This is a genomic window from Streptomyces echinatus (assembly GCF_014203595.1).
Taxonomy (GTDB): Bacteria; Actinomycetota; Actinomycetes; order Streptomycetales; family Streptomycetaceae; genus Streptomyces; species Streptomyces echinatus.
The window spans coordinates 97,012-114,780 of record NZ_JACHJK010000003.1 but is presented as its reverse complement, the minus strand read 5'-3'; the positions used below and the strand labels follow the sequence as shown (position 1 = coordinate 114,780).

Annotated in this window: 20 protein-coding genes and 1 pseudogene; 9 read left to right on the top strand and 12 right to left on the bottom strand. The window is 69.4% G+C overall.

All coding sequences use genetic code 11. The features are described from left to right. Positions 1 to 43: 43 nt before the first annotated feature. Positions 44 to 397: a helicase associated domain-containing protein gene (locus FHS34_RS42390; protein ID WP_376773080.1), complete on the bottom strand. Its 354-nt coding sequence runs from the start codon at positions 395 to 397 to the stop codon at positions 44 to 46. Here FHS34_RS42390 and FHS34_RS09060 point away from each other — a divergent pair. After that, a complete protein-coding gene (locus tag FHS34_RS09060; protein ID WP_225817302.1) occupies positions 359 to 892 on the top strand; it encodes an ATP-binding protein in 534 nt (177 codons plus the stop codon). The genes FHS34_RS42390 and FHS34_RS09060 overlap by 39 nt on opposite strands. Here FHS34_RS09060 and FHS34_RS09055 read toward each other — a convergent pair. From FHS34_RS09055 to FHS34_RS09040, 5 genes are all read right to left on the bottom strand, one after another. Beyond that, entirely contained in the window at positions 857 to 1,204 is a 348-nt protein-coding gene (locus FHS34_RS09055; protein ID WP_184963092.1) for an ANTAR domain-containing protein, read from the bottom strand. The two genes, FHS34_RS09060 and FHS34_RS09055, sit on opposite strands and share 36 nt — an antisense overlap. A gap of 390 nt (positions 1,205 to 1,594) precedes the next feature. Then, entirely contained in the window at positions 1,595 to 2,059 is a 465-nt protein-coding gene (locus FHS34_RS09050; protein WP_184963090.1) for a hypothetical protein, read from the bottom strand. Positions 2,060 to 2,575: 516 nt separating this feature from the next. After that, on the bottom strand, positions 2,576 to 2,707 hold the full coding sequence (locus tag FHS34_RS43375) for an ANTAR domain-containing protein (RefSeq protein WP_221508869.1): 132 nt from the start codon (positions 2,705 to 2,707) through the stop codon (positions 2,576 to 2,578). A 43-nt stretch (positions 2,708 to 2,750) separates the two neighbouring features. After that, complete coding sequence (locus FHS34_RS43370; protein ID WP_225817301.1) at positions 2,751 to 3,617, bottom strand: SOS response-associated peptidase family protein; 867 nt, start codon at positions 3,615 to 3,617, stop codon at positions 2,751 to 2,753. Between the two features lie 82 nt (positions 3,618 to 3,699). Further along, a complete protein-coding gene (locus FHS34_RS09040; RefSeq protein ID WP_184963087.1) occupies positions 3,700 to 4,590 on the bottom strand; it encodes a LysR family transcriptional regulator in 891 nt (296 codons plus the stop codon). 290 nt (positions 4,591 to 4,880) lie between these two features. Here FHS34_RS09040 and FHS34_RS09035 point away from each other — a divergent pair, with 290 nt between their 5' ends. The 5 genes from FHS34_RS09035 to FHS34_RS09015 all read left to right on the top strand — a co-directional run bounded on the left by FHS34_RS09035 (position 4,881) and on the right by FHS34_RS09015 (position 8,991). Beyond that, complete coding sequence (locus FHS34_RS09035) at positions 4,881 to 5,780, top strand: SDR family NAD(P)-dependent oxidoreductase (protein WP_184963085.1); 900 nt, start codon at positions 4,881 to 4,883, stop codon at positions 5,778 to 5,780. 34 nt (positions 5,781 to 5,814) lie between these two features. Next, positions 5,815 to 6,210 (top strand): nuclear transport factor 2 family protein, encoded by a 396-nt coding sequence (locus FHS34_RS09030; RefSeq protein ID WP_184963083.1) that lies wholly within the window; start codon positions 5,815 to 5,817, stop codon positions 6,208 to 6,210. Positions 6,211 to 6,254: 44 nt separating this feature from the next. Beyond that, positions 6,255 to 7,127 carry an NAD-dependent epimerase/dehydratase family protein gene (locus tag FHS34_RS09025; protein WP_184963081.1) on the top strand — a complete coding sequence of 291 codons (873 nt, stop codon included), beginning with the start codon at positions 6,255 to 6,257 and terminating at the stop codon, positions 7,125 to 7,127. Next, positions 7,120 to 7,950 (top strand): MBL fold metallo-hydrolase, encoded by an 831-nt coding sequence (locus FHS34_RS09020; protein ID WP_184963079.1) that lies wholly within the window; start codon positions 7,120 to 7,122, stop codon positions 7,948 to 7,950. The genes FHS34_RS09025 and FHS34_RS09020 overlap by 8 nt, the downstream gene beginning before the upstream one ends. A gap of 672 nt (positions 7,951 to 8,622) precedes the next feature. Continuing rightward, positions 8,623 to 8,991: a hypothetical protein gene (locus FHS34_RS09015; RefSeq protein WP_184964354.1), complete on the top strand. Its 369-nt coding sequence runs from the start codon at positions 8,623 to 8,625 to the stop codon at positions 8,989 to 8,991. A gap of 163 nt (positions 8,992 to 9,154) precedes the next feature. Here the strand turns inward: FHS34_RS09015 and FHS34_RS09010 are convergent, their stop codons facing one another. After that, positions 9,155 to 9,943, bottom strand: a complete 789-nt coding sequence (locus tag FHS34_RS09010; RefSeq protein WP_225817299.1) for an IS630 family transposase — start codon at positions 9,941 to 9,943, stop codon at positions 9,155 to 9,157. 52 nt (positions 9,944 to 9,995) lie between these two features. Beyond that, positions 9,996 to 10,904 (bottom strand): aldo/keto reductase, encoded by a 909-nt coding sequence (locus FHS34_RS09005; protein WP_184963077.1) that lies wholly within the window; start codon positions 10,902 to 10,904, stop codon positions 9,996 to 9,998. Positions 10,905 to 10,971: 67 nt separating this feature from the next. Between FHS34_RS09005 and FHS34_RS09000 the strand changes: the two genes are divergently transcribed. Both FHS34_RS09000 and FHS34_RS08995 read left to right on the top strand, forming a co-directional pair. Continuing rightward, entirely contained in the window at positions 10,972 to 11,970 is a 999-nt protein-coding gene (locus tag FHS34_RS09000) for an ArsR/SmtB family transcription factor (protein ID WP_225817298.1), read from the top strand. Between the two features lie 609 nt (positions 11,971 to 12,579). After that, entirely contained in the window at positions 12,580 to 13,179 is a 600-nt protein-coding gene (locus tag FHS34_RS08995; protein ID WP_184963075.1) for a hypothetical protein, read from the top strand. A 59-nt stretch (positions 13,180 to 13,238) separates the two neighbouring features. Here the strand turns inward: FHS34_RS08995 and FHS34_RS08990 are convergent, their stop codons facing one another. The 3 genes and pseudogenes from FHS34_RS08990 to FHS34_RS42370 all read right to left on the bottom strand — a co-directional run. Beyond that, positions 13,239 to 13,466: a hypothetical protein gene (locus tag FHS34_RS08990; protein ID WP_184964351.1), complete on the bottom strand. Its 228-nt coding sequence runs from the start codon at positions 13,464 to 13,466 to the stop codon at positions 13,239 to 13,241. A 924-nt stretch (positions 13,467 to 14,390) separates the two neighbouring features. Continuing rightward, complete coding sequence (locus FHS34_RS08985; protein ID WP_221508753.1) at positions 14,391 to 14,855, bottom strand: hypothetical protein; 465 nt, start codon at positions 14,853 to 14,855, stop codon at positions 14,391 to 14,393. 457 nt (positions 14,856 to 15,312) lie between these two features. Next, positions 15,313 to 15,570: pseudogene (locus FHS34_RS42370) on the bottom strand (hypothetical protein); the annotation flags it as partial. Positions 15,571 to 16,202: 632 nt separating this feature from the next. On the opposite strand from FHS34_RS42370, the gene FHS34_RS08980 reads away from it, so the two are divergent. Beyond that, on the top strand, positions 16,203 to 16,568 hold the full coding sequence (locus tag FHS34_RS08980; RefSeq protein ID WP_225817297.1) for a hypothetical protein: 366 nt from the start codon (positions 16,203 to 16,205) through the stop codon (positions 16,566 to 16,568). 834 nt (positions 16,569 to 17,402) lie between these two features. Here FHS34_RS08980 and FHS34_RS08975 read toward each other — a convergent pair. Beyond that, the gene (locus tag FHS34_RS08975) at positions 17,403 to 17,702 is read right to left on the bottom strand and encodes a DUF6207 family protein (RefSeq protein ID WP_225817396.1); all 300 of its coding nucleotides are present in this window, start codon (positions 17,700 to 17,702) and stop codon (positions 17,403 to 17,405) included. Positions 17,703 to 17,769: the final 67 nt, after the last annotated feature.

Sequence of the window (17,769 nt, the reverse complement as noted above, 5' to 3'; positions counted from 1 at the left end):
CCCTCCCGCAGGAACCGGCACGCTCACTGCACCTCGGCCGCCATCAGCCAGGCAGCCTTCCACCATCGAACTTGTCGATGCGGCCATGGCGCTTTTCGGGTACACGGGCACCATGATCTTCTTCAGCAACCGGATTGGCTGTCTTGGTTCCCTGCTCATCAGCGCGGTAGCGACCGCCATCCTCTTCATGATCTTCGCGCACTGATACAGCTCCTCGGGTCCATCGCATGCCGATGTTGGAGAGTTGTTCGATGTGGTCGGGGGAGAGGGACGCGGCTCGGGAACGCTGGTTGCTCACCCATGCCCCGAGCTTGATCTTTGTTCCTCCCGCTGCTCGCTGGTCTCGCCGCCGTGGCCGATGTCCTGGTCGACGTGCCCGCGGGCCCGTGTCCGTCACGGCGGGGACGCCTCTGCGGCCGTCCCGACGCCACCGCGCTGCGCCGTCGCCTGGTCCACCGACGCCGTGCACGCACGCACACGCACGCGGCACCAGGCATGTCCCCTCTCGCAGCGCGCGATGGACCTGACGCAGTTGGTGGTCAATGAGCTGGTCAGCAACGCCCGCAAGTACGCTCCCGGACCGGTTCTGCTCGATCTGCGCGTCCTGGGCGGCCTGGTGGAGATCGTGGTGTGGGACTCCGACCCGGTATTGCCGATCGCCCGGGCCGCGGATGCCGGCCGGGTCGGCCAGCACGGCCTGGAGATCGTCATGGCTGTCGCTCAGGGCTTCGAGGCCCACCGTGAGCCGGTCGGCAAACGCATCACCGCCCGCCTCGCCCTGGCCGACGACCCCGGCGGTGCCATCCCCGGACGTCCACCTCTGGGACACCGACTTCGGGCAACGACCGCCCGCCGCTCAGAGGGGCCGGTCGCCGCCCGTGTGGCGGGTTAAGGCCGAGCGCACTTCCTCCAGCAGGACGTCGGGCAGCGCGGCGCCCTGGGCGTATTTGAGAACGTGTTCTGCGACGGCGGACAGTTTGATGTTGGTGTGCTGGGAGATCTCTCGCAGCACCGTGAATCCGTCGTCAGGGCTGATCCGGCCCAGTACGGTCAGGACGCCGATGGCCTGGTCGATGACCGCGTGCGAGGCGAGCGCCTGACGCAGCTGTCTGTTCTCTGCCCGCACCCGTTCCAGTTCCGCCACCAGTTCATCGACCGAGACGGCTGGGGACTGCGTATGAGGATCGGGGGACGAGGGGGACATGGCCATCACCACAACAGCCGGTCCCTGTTCAGCAGCCACCCGATCGCGGCCCGTCCCCATAGCCGTTCCTGGGGGACTTGCACGGGAAGCTCGCTTCCCAACCTCCGCGTTCCGGGTTGCCAGGGGACCGCAGGTCATTCCGGAGCACTCAGGTGAATCACAGGTGTCCGGCCGCGCAGATGATCGTGAGGTGGTCCGCCCGCCAGGTCGGATGGTTCATAGCCTGACTTCTCACTCAACGAGAACAGGCCGGTCGGATCACCGGTTGCGGGCTGAACGAATGCCGGCAGCATGACCACGCTGACGTTCCGAACGGGCACCCTCACCAGCTGCGCACTGGCTCGCGTGACGGAGGACGGACGCGGTAAGGACTCTGCCAGGAGAGAGCGCTCAGGCCTCATCTGCTTGCTGATCGGGGTGGACACTGCCGGGGGCAACTGTCTCGGTGGTGATCTGTGCCAGCGCATCCTGGAGGCGGCGTACGGCGTCCTCCGCCTCGGTGTATTGCTCGAGACTCGCGAGGACAGTGCCGAAGGTGCCGCCTCGGTCAGAGGTCAAGGCACGCCAGCGCAGGACCGGTTCGAGCGCGTTGAGAGCGCCGGAGAGAAACCAGGCCATGCGGCCGTGAGTGCGTGCGAGGGAGATGGCCAGGACGGCGAGAGTCTCCCGCAGGTGTTCGAGTCGCTTGATCTGCGGTAAGGATTCCTGGACGTCCGGTGGACCGACAGCGTCGCGCATGCCGGCCTCGGTCTCGAGGGCGAGTGTGCGGTCGCTCGGCGTCAGTTTCCACACCTGGTCCTGGATCTGCTGTTCAGCTTCCTCAGCCAGCACAGCGACAATCCTCCGCATGTCCATGCGGATTACTCTAAATATATGCGTCCGCCGCGTGGGTGGCCTGGCCCGCACTGATCAGTTCGTGATGCGGCGGGTGGGCGAGGATCACGGTCAGCGCATGGCTGAGCGCACTCCTTCATGGTGCCCGGTGTCGGTGCCCTGGGTCGTGGCCCGCGCCATGCTCCCAGGTGACCACGACGGCATCTTTCTTGCGGGGCTTTTGGAGCTTGCTTGGCTGGCCGGTCATGGGGGCTTCTTCAAAGCCTTCCCAGAGGGAGGCGGAAATCCGCCCCGGGGCTTATCGGTGGCACAGGTGCTGGCTTGTGATCCCCGCTGAGAGTGTGACCACCGCCGTCTGCGAGTGACGATGTCATGGGTGCAGATGGCCGAAGACGCTGGTCGACGGCCATGAGCAATCCGTGTCGTCTGTCGGGCAGTGGGGGAACTCGTGTTTCACGGCGACTGGTGCCGGGCCTGGTCCGGGCCCCTCGGTACGGCAGCGTGCCGGGGACCCCCGGGGCCTTGGCTGCGCGGGGGCTACAAACTGCCGCGCTCACACACGCGGCGTGCGACGTCGCGCAGTTTGATGTTGTTGTCCTGGGAGTGGCGGCGCAGGACGTCGAAGGCCTGGTGTTCGGTGAGGCGGCGTTCGCTCATGAGGATGCCCATGGGCTTCGCCGATGAGGTGGCGGGTGGCGATGGCCTGCTCGAGCTATGCATGGGTGCGGGCGCTGGAGAAGGCGACCGTGGCGTGGGAGGCCAGCAGCCAGCCGGCTGTCTCACTGTCGTCGGTGAACGCGCCGGGCTTGCGGGAGTAGAGGTTCAGCGCGCCGAGTTCTTCTTCCTCGGTGTAGAGCAGGAAGCCCATCATGCTGCCCACTCCGAGGTCGTGGGCCTGGGGTGCGTACGCGGGCCAGCGGGGTTCCTGCTGGGTGAAGTCGGCGATGCGGAAGATGCGCTCGCCCTGCTTGCTGCGGGCGGCGTCGAAGCAGGGGCCCTCGCCCAGGCGCTCTTGCAGCTGGTAGCTGTCGATGATCAGCTGGTCGGTCGGGGCCAGGGTCTTCACCTGGCGTCCGTGCAGGATCAGGATGCCGGCCGCGTCGCAGCCCTCGACCAGGCCGGTCGCCGCCGAGGTGATGCACTGCAGCGTGTCCTCGACCGAGGACTGCGCGAGCAGGTCCCGAACGCCCGGCTGCCACTCGAAGAAGCCGTCCGCCGGAAGCAGGCAGCGCCGCGTGAGGAACGCACGGCGGAAGGCCGGCTTCTCATGCACGGTCTCCACCCGGGCGTAGATCATCCGCGCGCCGATCTTCTCCTCCCTCGCCCAGGACGGCACCAGACCCCAGCGCAGCGGCCGCAGCAGGGCCGTCTGCTGGGCGGTCAGACCTGCGGGATCTGCACGCCGGTTGGCCAGCCACCGCCCCAGAACGAACCCCTGACCGCGTGAGCTGTCGGTGTGGGGGACGGCCAGGTGCCCGAACCGCTCGGCATACCGGTGCGCCTGGGCGAGAGCGTCGGTGAAGAGCTGGGTCCGGACCTGCTCAAGACCGCGCCCGCTCCCGTTCCGCCGCGGCACCACCAGCGGAGACGGTCTCGCCCACGACCTTCTGGCCGCCCTGGGAAAGCCGCCTCTGCTTCCAGGCGGCTTGTGCGCGGGATCGTCAGAAGTGCAGGACTCCGATGTCGCGGACGGTCTGGGCGAGGGCGCGGATGAGGTCGTTCTCGGCGTCCCTGCGCCACACCAGGGCGTAGGGAATCGTCCCCATGTCGGGGACGGGAACGAAGCGGACGTAGGACATGGACCAGTAGCGGGTGACGTGGGAGGGGAAGGGGTGAACGATCTCGCCGGTGCCGACGAGGTGGATCAGCTCATCGGCGTTGGTGACCTGCTCGATGCGTTCGATCGGCTTCCCCCGGCATGTGTGGAACGACAGGTAGCCGTCCTCCCAGTAGTCGGGCATGTCGGGTGGCATGGCATGGCCGAAGTCTGCCAGCGCCTCGAACGGGACGACGAGCCGTTCGGCGAGTTCGTGGTCGGCGGCGACGGCCAGGACGCGGGGGTCGCGGAAGAGGACCGGGCCGACGGTGAGATCGGGTTCGTCCACCGGTAGCCAGGTGAGGAAGACATCCATGTCGCCCTCGCGCAGTCTGGCGAACGGGTCGACGTAGGGCGCCCGGCGCAGCTGTAGTTCCCACTGAGGGTGACGGGAGCGGAAGGTGTCCCAGTAGCGGTACATGTCGGGCACGTTGAACGGCATCATGCCGACGCGCAGCCGTGCGGTCTTGCCGCGGGTGGCCATCCGGGCGCGTTCGAGGCTCTCGCGCAGGCTCGCGTAGACCGGCCGCAGGTCGGCACGCAGTTGCCGGCCGAGCGGGGTAAGGCGGATCTGGCGGCGGTTGGAGCGGTCGAACAGGAGGCCGCCGAGGTGTCGTTCCTGACGTCCGATCACCTGGCTGACGCGCGCCTGCGTGAGGTGCAGCCGGGCGGCGGCCCTGCCGAAGTGCAGTTCCTCGGCCAGCGTCAAGAAGATCTCGATGTCGCGTACTTCCACCTGCTGCCGACCCCCGTCATAAGCCTGAGTTATCGGATCCTACTGATCTTCGATGTTGATGGGCATGGGAGGACGCTGAAAGATCGACAGCAGGCCGGAACCGCTGCTCGGCGATCTTCGAGCGGTGCGGCACCCGTACCGGTGACACGACACCGCCCAGCGGACTGCCTGCGGCCGCCGGAGCGTGCCGGACGGGAGACAAGCCGTTGCCCAAGACGTAGTACGGGCTCGTCGCCCCGATCGAGCACGCCCAGCACGGGTACCTCATTTCTCGGACAGGAGTACTGCACATGCGCACCTCAGCCGACGCCACCGGCCGTGTCTGGTTCATCACCGGCGCCAGCCGGGGCCTCGGCCGCGCCTTCGCCGAGGCCGCGCTGAGCGCCGGCGACCGGGTCGCCGTCGCCGCCCGCACCGTAGCCCCGCTGGAGGAGTTGGCGGCCGCCCACCCCGGGCGGGTGCTGCCCCTCGGGGTGGACGTGACCGACCGCGAAGCGGTGTTCGCCGCCGTCGCCGAGGCGGTCGGCCGCTTCGGCCGGCTCGACGTCGTCGTCAACAATGCGGGCACGCTGTCGATGGGCATGGTCGAGGAGTTCACCGAGGCCGAGGCCCGCGCCCAACTGGACGTCAACTTCTTCGGTGCCCTGTGGGTCTGCCAGGCCGTCATGCCCGTCCTGCGCGCGCAGGGCTCCGGCCACCTCGTGCAGGTGTCCAGCATCGCCGCCCTGGGCGGCTTCCCCAGCACCGGCCTCTACAGCGCCAGCAAGTTCGCCCTGGAAGGCCTCAGCGAGGCCCTCGCCGCGGAGGCCGTCACATTTGGAGCCAAGGTGAGCATCCTGCAGCCCGGCGGCTACTGGACGGACCTTTACACCGCCATGCACAGCACCAGCCCCCTGGAGGCGTACGCGCCGTTGCGCAAGAAGCTGGCCGAGCAGTTCGCCGAAGGTTCGGTCGACAGCGACCCGAAGCTCGCCGCGGCCGCGCTGCTCACCCTGGTCGACAGCGAGGAGCCGCCGCTGCGCCTCCTCCTCGGGAGCATGGTCTACGACCTCGCGTTCGACATCGCCCGCACTCGCATGGCCACCTGGGAGGCGTGGGAGCAGGTCAGCCGCGCCGCCGAACACGCGATCCCCGGCCCCGCCACCGCGGTCGAAGAGGCGGCGGCCGAGCTCGGCCAGGGGAACCCGTGACCGACATGTCGGGGCGCGGCTGAGAGGGCGCGGCATGTCGTTCCGTACCACGGCCGAGGTTGTCCACCGCTTCAACCGGGTCTTCCTCGAGGGTGACACCTCATCGCTCGCCGAGCTGATCGCCGAGGACTGCGTGATGGAGGCGAGGGGCCCGGCACCCGACGGGGCCCGCTACGAAGGGCTCGCCGCATGCCTGGAGTTCTGCATGGCCCTCGCCGAGGACCGCGCGGGCCGCTTCGAGCCGGAGGCCGTCGTCGTCACCGGTGAACGGGCCACGGTCCGCTGGCGGTACCGCTTCGGTGACGGACCGGCCGACTCCGTCCGCGGCGTGAGCCTCGTGCTGGTGCGGGACGGCCGGATCGTCGAATCCCTCGGCTATGGCAAGACCACGGGCGACGTCCCGTCGCCCGAATTCCGTGCACGTCCGTGAGGCGCGCAACCCCCCAACTCGCCAACAATACAGGGAGATCAGGTATGAAAACACTCGTGCTGGGTTCGACCGGCTACATCGGATCGGCCGTGGTGCGGCGGCTCGAGGCGGAGGGCCACCAGGTGGTCCATCTCGTGAAGGACGCAAGCCGGCTGCCCGCCGGGGCGACGGCACTCAAGGGCGACCTGGCCGACCCCGCCGCGCTGCGGGCGGCCGTCACCGACGACATCGACGCCGTGGTCAACCTCGCCACACCGACCGGCGACGAGGCGTTGGACGCGGCGGCCGTGGACGCGCTGACCGAGCGGCTGCGCGGCACTGGACGGGCCTTCGTCTACACCAGCGGCATCTGGGTGCTCGGCGCCACCGGCGACGCGGCCCTCGACGAGGACGCGCCGACCGACGCCATCGCCATCGTCGGCTACCGCCCGCGGATCGAGCAGCGCGTGCTGGACGCCGGCCGGGACGACGTGCGCGCCGTCGTCGTGCGGCCCGGCATCGTGTACGGCCACGGCGGCGGCATTCCCGGCCTGATGACCGACTGGGCGCGTGAGCACGGAACCGGGCGGTACGTCGGCTCGGCGGCGACCCGCTGGCCGATGGTGCACGTGGACGACCTTGCTGAACTCTTCGTGCTGGCGGTGACCAAGGCCGGCGCGGGCAGCGTGCTGCACGGCGTGGCGCACGAAGCGGTGCCGGTCGCGGCGCTCGCCGCGGCCGCCGACCTCGCTGCGGGCGGCACCGGCCGGGCCGAGCCCTGGCCGCTGGAGCAGGCCGCCCAGGCCCTGGGCGGCCCGTTCGCCGAGGCCCTGGGTCTGAACCAGGTGGTGTCCGGGCAGCGCGCCGTCGCCGAACTCGGCTGGCGGCCCAGCCGCCCGTACGTACTCACCGAGCTGGCCGGAGGCGACCGTGGCTGAACACACCGGCACGACGCTGCCCGTCTGCCGCACCTGCGGCACCCAGTACGCCGTCCCGCGCCCCGACTGCCCAGTCTGCCTGGACGAGCGCCAGTACGTCGGACGCGGCGGACAGCAGTGGACCAGCCTGGCCGAGCTGCGCGCCGACGGCCACCGGGGCCGCGTAGAGGAACAGGGACCGGACGTGCTCGGCATCGGGAGCACCCCCGAGTTCGCCATCGGCCAGCGCGCGCTGCTGGTGCGCACGGCCGCCGGCAACGTGCTGTGGGACTGCGTGCCCTACCTCGACGACGCCGTGATCCGCAAAGTGCGGCAACTCGGCGGCATCACCGCGATCGCCATCAGCCACCCGCACTTCTACTCCGCCATGGTCGACTGGGCGCACGCTTTCGACGCGCCCGTGTACCTGCACGAGGCCGACCGGCAGTGGGTCGGCCGCCCCGACCCTGCCCTGCACTTCTGGAGCGGGCAGACTCACCGGCTGACCGACGAACTGACGCTGATCAACCCGGGCGTCCACTTTGCGGGCAGCGCGGTGATGCACTGGAACGCCGGCCGCGGCGCACTTTTCACCGGCGACATCGTCAACGTCGGCCCCGACCCCCGGTGGGTCAGCATCATGTACAGCTACGCCAACCACGTCCCCGAGCGCCCCGACGCCGTCCGAGCCGCCGGCGAACTGCTCGCCGGCTACCGCTTTGACCACATCTACGGTGCCTGGTGGGACCGCGTGGTCACCGCCGGCGGCAACGAGGTGCTGACCCGCTCGGTCGAGCGTTACCTGCGACAGGAGCAGGCCCCGCCGATGAAGGATGGCTCCTGACCGGGTGATGCCGGACGGGAGGATGAGCCGGCGTCGGTGACACGGCGTCGGGGACGGACGGTGCGCGGGCCGCTGACCTCCGCTCAGGGCGGTGCCCCGGGCGCGCGGGGCCCTGACTGACCGAGGCCGCTGACCCACCTGCTGGCCCCGCCCCCGCGCAGGCACCCGGGGCGGGGCCGCCCCATATGCCCTCGCCCGGCAACACCCGTTGCCGGGCACCGGCTTTTCCGCCGAATCCGCCCGCCGCCCTGTGGCCATGCCCTGCCGGGTTGCGGGGGTTGCGCCGCGCGCAGCCACAGTGCGGCCTACCGGGCCGGGGAGCGAGGTGCCATCCACCCCACTTCCTCGGCCTGTCATCACCCATCCCCCCGGCTGCCTGCCGTCAGAACGGAGCCGCATCCATGCGTCACCTACGCCACCGCGCAGAACATCGGGGGCCGCATCACCCAGTGCGATGCGACTGCCGTCCGTATCGCCCCCACCGGCAACCGCGCCTTCGTCCTGCTCGACGGGATCGGCTCCACCGAGGACGTACGGAACTGGACCCGGCGGACCGCAGCGCGCCCGGCCCGCACCGCCGCCCGCCGCAGCAACGCGAAGGCCGGCCCGCGCACCCTCTACGAGCAATTCGCGGCCGACCCGGACCGCCAGGAACCCTACCTGCGCCGCTACATGGCGTCGGACGGCGCGTATGAGCCGCATGAGGAGGCTGGGTACGACCTGTTCACCGAACTCGGCGACGAGCCGCTGAGCGGCGCAGTGCGGAGCTTCGTCGACCTCGCCGTCGACACGGCCCGCGCGAAGCTCCCCGCCGGCGAGCACCGCTACGTCGACAACGCCACCACGCTCGTCGCCGACCTCACCTCCCGCCACGCCTACCACGCGCTGCCGGCCTTAGTGGTCGGCTCCGGAAGTCCTTCGGGGGTTGATCAGGCCGCCAGGGCAATGGAGGATTCTTGGTGTCGGTCGAGCCGGGCCAGCAGATCGTCCAGGTCGGAGGTGGTGAACCTCCACTGGAACGGCTGTGCCGCGGTGTTGTAGCGGTCTTCAAATGCTCGGAGCCGGTCCCGGACCTGGGTCAGGTCCGTGAAGTCATTGGGTGAGACGACCTTGCGCTGGACGATCGAGAAGAAGATCCCGATCTGGTTTGTCCAGGAGGCGTGGACAGGGGTGTGGACCATGACCGCGTTCGGAAACGCCTTGGTCAGACGGTCAGCGGCCTTCTTTCCCCGGTGAGGGGAGCCGTTGTGGTGGCCTCGCAGCGGCCGAAGACTTTCGCCCGGTGGACGTCGTAGGCGGCCAGGTAGGCCAGCGCGCCGCCGCGGCCGTAGGTGTGGTTGACGCGCATCGCCCTGGCCCGGCCTGGGGCGAGGGTCGGGTGGCAGCGGCAGCGGGCCTGGATCGAGGTCTTCTCGTCGCTGGAGATGACGTATTCGTCCGCGCCGAGGGGTTCGCCTTCGTAGGTTCGGGCGTATAGGTCAAGGACGCGCTGGGCCTTGGCACGGAAGTCCGGGTCCCGGATGAAGATCCAGCACTGGTGCTGCCAGGGCTTGAGCGCGTCCTGGCGAAGCCAGCGGCGCACGGTGGACGCCGAGACGGTGTCGGTGACGCCGCGTGCGGTCGGTTCGGCGGCTAGTTCCGGGCACGACCAGCGCGCCAGCGGCACCCCGGTCCCGGCCGGGAGTTGGCAGGCCAGGGCCTTGGCCTCGGCGACTTGCACGGGGGTGAAGCGGGCCGGGCGCCCGCTGCGTTTGCGGTCGGCCAGGGTCGGCAGGCCGCCTTCGGCGAACCGGCCCCGCCAGGTGCGCACGGTGTCCACGTGCACTCCGACCTCGGCGGCGATCCGCGCGTTGGGCCTGCCCCGGCTCGCCATGAGCACGATCTGTGACCGGACCCTGGCCTGGTGCGGAGTCTTGTGACCGTAGGCCGCCTTCTTCAGCCGTCGCCGCTCGGCGACCGTCAGGGTTATGGGGCGGCCGGCAGGAACTGGCAAGGCAGACAGCCCGATCAGCAGAAGTGGATCACAATGCCATGGGGGGTCTTGCTCATGCCGTCTCGTGGTGGAGGGGGTCCAGGGCGATGAGTTCTTCCTCCGACAAGCGCAGAGAGCCGACGGCGACGTTCTGGACGAGGTGGTCGAGGTCGCCGGTGCCGGGGATGGCCAGCACGTGGGAACCCTGGTGCAGTGTCCACGCCAGTCGGATCTGGGCTGCGCTCACGCCGTGGGCGCGAGCGATGGTGCGGACCTCTGGGCTGTCGTCGGTGGTCGCGCCGGCGGTGCGTCCGGCGCCGGCGATTGAGTAGAACGGCACGAACGCGATGCGCCGTTCACCGCAGAGGTCCAGGAACTCCTTCTGCTCGGGCGATGCGCCGATGCCGTACATGTTCTGGACGCAGACCACCGGCGCGATGCTCTGGGCCTCGGCGAGGTGGTGAGGGCGGATGTTGGACAGGCCCAGGTGACGGATGAGTCCGGCCTCGCGCAGTTCGGCGAGTGCGCCGAAGCGTTCGGCGATCGAGTCGGTGCCGACGATGCGCAGGTTCACCACGTCGAGGTGGTCGCGGCCGAGCTGGCGCAGATTCTCCTCGACCTGTCCGCGTAGTTGCTCGGGGGTGGCGTGCGCCAGCCACTGGCCCGAGGGATCACGGCCCGGTCCGACCTTGGTGGTGATGACGAGGTCGTCCGGGTAGGGGGCCAGCGCATGGTTGATCAACTCGTTGGCCGAGCGCAGCGGCGAGAAATAGAACGCAGCGGTGTCGATGTGGTTCACGCCGAGCTCGACCGCGCGGCGCAGCACACGGATCGCCTGGTCACGGTCGCGTGGGACGGCATCGTCCGCGAACGCCTCGCCGTGCTGCGGCAGGCGCATCGCGCCAAAACCGACCCGGTTGACCGTCAGGTCGCCGAGCTTGAAGGTGCCCGCTGCCGCTGCGGTGATCGTCTGTGAGGTCATGGCGGGATGATCACCGCACGGTAGGCTGGCCCGCCATTAATTCATATATGCCTGAATCTATTGAGGAGTGGTTGTCCTGGCGGAGCTGGTCTTCTCGACGAGCGATCTGGCGCAGGTACGGTTCGCCGTCTCACCGATGTGGGAGGTCGCGCCCAGCTTCCGGCTGCTGAGGTCCGGCACTACGCATCCGGTCCACCGGACCTGGGCCGACCAGGTACGGCCGCGCCTGGTTGCCTCCGGGCTGGACCGGGGATGGCTCTGCGAGCTGATCCCGCCCACCGGCGGCTACGTCCCCGACTTCCTCAACCCGGCCCCCACCGGACCGGACCCCACCTTGGCGGCAGAGCGGGACGCAATCCGGGCCGCGCCCGCCGACCGAGTCCGCCTGGACCTTGACCACCTGGCCCGCCACCAGGGAACCCTCGGCCCCCGGCTACGGACCCTGCACAACGACCCACAGGGCCTCCTGGTCAAGGTCACAGAAGAAATCGAAACCTACTGGGAACTGGCACTCGCCCCCTACTGGGCACGTATCCGGGCAGTCCTGGACGCAGACATCCTCTACCGGGCCCGCCTGGCCGCCGAGCACGGCACCGGCCACCTCCTCAACGACCTGCACACGTCGCTGAGCTGGGACAACAACGCACTACGAATGGCCCACCGCAAGCAGCCACTGACCCGCACGACGGCAGGCACAGGACTACTGCTGATCCCCTCGGCCTTCACCGGACCAGGGCTGCGCACCCGAACAACGCCGCCGGATCCACCCCAACTCGCCTATCAGGCACGCGGTGTCGGCTCACTCTGGCAGGCACGGCCCGTCACACGAGCCGACACCCTCTCCGCCGTACTGGGCCGCTCACGCACCCTGCTGCTGACCGAGTTGGAGACCCCGGCCTCCACCACACAACTGGCCCACCGCACCGGACTCTCCCCAGCCGGGGTGTCCCAATATCTCACCGCGCTACGCAACGCGGGCCTGGTCAGCGCCCACCGCGCCGGCCGCTCCGTCCTCTACGCACGCACCACCGCTGCCGAAACTCTCCTCCAAGCGGCCTCCGCCTGACCTCACGTCAACCCCCGAAGGACTTCCGGAGCCGACCACTTAGGTTCCGCCGACTCCATGCGGGCAGGGGCTCTGCCGCGCCACGCCCGTCCCTCCCCACTTGCCCGGGGCCGGGCCGCGCTGTTGCAGGCTTGGCCCGCTGGCACCGCTTGCACAAGGGACTGGACAAAGCGGGCCGGGAACTCCCGCCAGCCCGCCCTCGGGTGGGAGTGGGTTGGTGAAAAGGCTCCGTTCCGTCGGCGGTGCGCAGCTGTCCACGGAGATACAGCTTCTGGCCCGAGCGTCCTGCACAGGTGCCTCTTTTCGGCCCTTTTAAAAGGCCTGGACCATGTCCCGAGCTGTGGCATGCGGCATTACTGCTCGCCAGCAGGTGCAAGGTGGCGGCCTTCGTGACGCTCATGACGTACCGGCAGGAACCAGTCACGGGCCCCTGAGTGCCACCGGCTCAGGGTCTGCATGGTTCTTCACGCAACCATCACCTTGTGATGGCATGCGCATGCCAGACACGGTCATCGCGGAAAGCGAAGTTGAGCTGTTCCATCACAACTGGCACGCACGAAAAGTACGTGAACGGCTGACCTGAGCTGTATCAATCGAGAGGAGCCCCGGATGGCAGTGAAGACCTTGCGGAGCCACATCCCGCATCTGGTGACGGCCGTGCTGTTGCTACTGGGGATGATGACCGCCGCAACTACCCAAGCGCAGGCGGCCCCGCAGCGCCTCGCCGGCAGCATGACCATATGCTCCTACTCGCCCGTCCCTCCGGGCTGGGTCGTCACAAGGTCCGCCCCCAGCGGCAGCTGCGGAGGCCGCTACGAGTACACCATCACCGAGCTCACTACACAGGCCAGCGCGGTCGTCTGCTCTTTCTCGCCCATTCCTCCGGGTTGGGTGGTCACAAGGTCCGCCCCCAGCAACAAGTGCGCGGGCGTCGCTTACGAGTACACCATCATCCAACTCACCACGCAGGCCAGCGCGGTCGTCTGCTCTTTCTCGCCCATTCCTCCGGGCTGGGTCGTCACAAGGTCCGCCCCCAGCAACAAGTGCGCAGGCGTCGCCTACGAGTACACCATCATCCAACTCACCACGCAGGCCAGCGCGGTCGTCTGCTCTTTCTCGCCTATTCCTCCGGGCTGGGTCGTCACAAGGTCCGCCCCCAGCAACAAGTGCGCAGGCGTCGCCTACGAGTACACCATCACCAAAGCCTGACCGGCCGCCGCGGGACTGTAAAGCGAACTGTCAATGCCCTGGGAGCGTCGATCGCTGTCTCACGCCGCTTTGCGCTTCTCGCGGGCGGCTTCGCGTTGCTGACGGATGATCCGCTCGAACTTTCCCGGTGGGAGACCGCCGGCCCGGCTGTGGCGGCGCCTGGCGTGGTAGAAGTCGGCGATCCACGTTGCGATCTTCAGCCGGGCCTCGGCGGTGGTCGCGAAGCGGTGCCGGGCGGACGTACTCGACCTTGACCAGCGAGTTGAACGCCTCGGCGGCAGCGTCATCGAAACGGCGGCTTGACCAGCAACATCGGACGACTACCTGACATCAACGTCTGACATCAACAGCCACGTACTCCGGCACATATCGACGGACCAACATCGTTCCACGACCTTGGATTGACGGCGCTGAATGGGTGGTCAGCGCCCCACGCATCCGGGGGGAACACGCCCATCCGGTCACCTGACCGCCCGCCGTCACACCCTCCGGCCTCGAACCCCTGGCGCCGTCCCGGGGTTCGGGGCTGCTACACGTCCGGCCGCCCGGTCTTGCCCGGCTTGGCCCGGCCTGGGGCAGTGTCGGTCTTGCCAGGAGGGATGCTCCCGCACCACCCCCCTCCGCGTGTGGTCGAGCCCCCGACCGGCGTCTCGCGACGCAGCCTCCGGGGGTGTTGCGGGGCTCAGCATCCGTGCGGTTTGCCCCGGACCCCTGGGGGCAGGCCGCACGTGCATGTCCTCCCCTTGCCACCCAGCTCCGCCCTGTGCCCTGCGGACCGAGGCCGTCCCCGCCGCCTCGGGTCCGGGGCTCATCAGGCCGCTGCCTGGCATTGCGCGGCTTACCCCCACCTCAGGCAGTGTCAGCCGCCGGAAGGCGCTCCCACCCCCGCCTCCTCCTCCCCCGGGGGGTGGGTCGAGTCCCCGGCGGCCGGGCCGCCCCCGCCCTCCAGGGCACCCCCGGCCAACCGCGCCGGGACCGGCCCCGCGCGCCGCACCCCGTCACCGTCCGCAGCCCCTGACGAGGACTCGACGTGCCCGAGCGCATCCTGCCCCTGTCCGGCAGCCCCGACCAGTTCATACTCACCGACCGCCCCGCACCCACCCTCTGCACAGGTGTCCCGTGGCCGCATAATTCCCCCGCAGAAAACACCAGAGCCCCCGTCCTCCTGGTCGCGGAGGCGGGGGCGCTGCGGTGTGCGAGGTCCGGCAGCGTCAGGTCTGGCACTGCGAGGTCGCCGCGCTGGACCAGTTCGACCAGGCGCCCCCCGCCGGCCTCACGTGGACGCGGATCGTGACTTTGACCGTGTCACAGACGCGGGACTTGGAGGCGATCTCGATCGGGCCCACCGTGGAACGCCGCTGCACGATGGTCCGGCCGCTGCCCATTTTCGTCCAGTCGCCGCTGCCCGCCTGGAGGTACGCCTCGTACTCGACCCATGAGGCGTGGGAGCGGGAGTTGGTGATGAGGGCGTGGGCGGTGATGTCGTGCCAGAAGACTCCCCCGTTCTTCCAGCGTTCGGCGGAAATACAGCCCCGGGCGCCGATGTTCTGCGTCGAGACCCCGCCGCCGCAGGCGACGGCAGCGGCGTGGGCCTGGGCGGGGAAGGCGAGCGCGGCCGCGGCGGCTGCCGCGACGAGGGCTCCCGTACGTTTCACGGTCCGGGCAGTTTTCGTCATGGGGGAACCGTATCCGCTCGTTCAGTCGCCCGCCCCGGTATCCGGCACGGTCACGGTCTGGTCCTGGGCGTCTTCGACCACGGTGGCACCGACCAGGCCGAGACCGAGCAGGTTAGCGGCGACGAGCAGTAACGCGTCGCCCGCTTCTGCGCACCGACAAGGTGGGGCTGGAGCCGGACCGGATCGCCCCCGCGCCGCGAGAGATCGAGCCGGAACCTACGCCGCGTAGGAAACGGCGCTGGTCATTCGTCGGTCGCTGATCCCGATACCCGCGCATTTCTCGTCTGTTCGTGCTGCACGCCGGGATCGCCTTGGGAATACCTGCCGCAGGAACTCGGCTTCGGATCCGACAGCGAGTGACCGCACCACGAGAAGTGGACCAGAGCCCGAGATGGGGCAGCAGATGTCGACCACTTTGGGAGGCACGAGAGTCTGGTGCTGTTCGATTGCCGGACGGCTAGAAGAGGCCGGCCGAGGTGCTCTGTGTGAGGTCCTCGAAGATCGTGCGCAGCCACGGACTGCGTACGGCTGGCAGCCGGACCAAGGTGTGTTGGAACGTTCCCCGGTCGGCCCGGAACGGGTGGGTGGGGAGCAGCGGGAGCGGGTCGTCGCGGAGGACGTCTTGGGCTATGCGGCCCGACGCGGGAACCGGCAAGTTCGGCTCGGGAGAGGCCAGCCACAGCCACACCCTCAGCGGCAGGGGCACCAGGTATGCCGGCCGCGGGGATCACGCCACAGCAGCTGTACCGGCCGCTCTGTCAGGCTCGTTCCGTCCGGTTGCGGTCGAGGACTATCGGCTGGGCGTGCATCGCGTTCGACCTCACGGCCACGTGCCGTCCGGTGGCTCGCCGGCCATCACGGGCCCGGTTCCCGGTGCCGCCCCGGCGCGGCCGGGTACGCCAGCACCGGCGGCGAGTCCGCGAAGGCCCACGGTTGTGGCGGTGTCCGTCCACCGCTGTTGTACCGCCTGCCTCACCAGGTCACGGAGCACCGCCTCGATCCCGCCGCCCTGGTGCATGCCCGTTCGCTCTGCCCGGCTGCGGGGCGGGGCTGTTCCTGTGCTGGTGACCCGTGCCGGCGAAGCCGTTCCCGTCGGCGCGTGCCGCGGTTTTCAGTGTTCCTGCCGCGGACGAGTGCCGTGTCGGCCGGCGGCCGGATCGTGTCTGGCGTATCGCTTTGAGCCGCTGTTTTCTGCCCGCCGCCAACGGCGGCTCTAAATGATCGCCGGGATCTGCCCAGAAGGTGACTTTCTGGAGTATGGGCCGGTCGGATAGCAATGGGGCGGCGCCTGGCACGGCCCGCCGACGGTCGGCGGTGATCCCCAGTGTGCCGAGGAAGGAACGTCTCGTGATCCGCACCCGTTTCGCCGTCACACTGGCCACCATGGCCGTCACCGCCCTGGCCGTCACCGCGAGTCCCGCCTCCGCGGCCCCCGGTGACACGGTCAACATGTGCGCCAGCGCTCTCACGCCGGACGGCTGGGTCGACGTCCAGTGGTGGAACAGCGCCGGGTGCGGATCCGGCTTCACGCCCAATATGAAGCAGATCAAGGACCTGAGAGGCTATCCCGTGGGTACGCAGGTCAACGCCTGCGCGTCTGCCTGGCCGCCGGCCGGCTGGACCATCACCAGCACCTACTACTCCAGCGGCTGTCGCTACTCCGCCGTCCCCAGCTTCAACCCCAACACCTGGACCCTGAAGCGCACTTCCTGACCTCACGTCGAAGCCGGAGCCGGAGCCGGAGCCGGAGCCGGAGCTGAGGCCGCAGCCGGCCTCCCGCGGGTCGGCTGCGGCTTCGCCGTTCCCGCCACGCCGACGCCTACGAGGCCCCCCGGGGCGCGCCCGGATCCACCGACGACGGCCGGCTGTGCCGCCTGGCCGTCCGTCTCCCGCCCGCCTACGCACCGCGCCTGTTCGATGCCCGCAGCGCGGGTGCCGGGGAGCAGCGCCAACGAGGCTGTGTCAGCGTGCTGACGGCAACCGGCACCGTATTCCAGGGCGTGCACCGCGACAGAGCCGCTCACGGTACCGTGCACCTTCACGCAGATGCCCACGCCTCCATGACGAGACAACAGGCGGACCCCGATTGGAGTGCCGAGTTGGCCCTCAGGTTCCGTGTGACATTGCGGCTGTCGTCGCACCACCCGCGCCGGCTATGCCGCGGTCCCCGGCCCGGCTTCCCGCGGGTCCCCCTGCGGGCGGGTCAGCCCGTCATCCGTCACCAGCCGGCGCTCTGGCTCCGCCGCGTCCAGCTCCCAGTAGTGCAGGCACTCCTCGCACCGAATCCCGTCGATCAGAACCTCGTCCTCCCCGTTCGGGCAGTCCGTGCCGTCCCCGCGCCCTACGCACACTTCCCCAGTAGGCCCCATGCGTTCGACCGTGCGGCGCCTGGGCCGAGTGCGGGCAGAGGGCGTGACCGGCGCACAGGCGCTCGTTCCCGGCAACCCGTCCCAGCACCCGCCAACAGCCCGACGAAGCGCCCTCTCGGCCCACCTCCGCTCGCGTGGTGAGGACGGCGCCTGGTACCAGCGCCACTGGGCGTCGTACTCATCGTCGGTGGCCGGCGAGCTTGGACCGTTCTTCCTCGGCGGATCGTTCCAGCTTGATGTGTGTCCTGAACATGGAAGGAACTTGGATGTAGGAGGGCTCTGACGCATGTCGAGATAGCAGCGCTGCCGGACCGACTCCGGGCTGGGCGGGGTTGCGAGTCGTGCGCTCCACGGCGGTCGTCGCCCACATCGAAGCCAGCGCCGTATGAAAGGCGAAGGCGGTCCGGTCATCGTCCGCCGCGACGTCGGCGACCACCAGGCCCGGCTCCGACACGTGCATCTCGCTAATCGCTTCCATGAACAGCACGATGCTCCCGCACACGAGCCTGTTCGGCCCGGGCCGCACGTTCACCCGACTGCAGCAC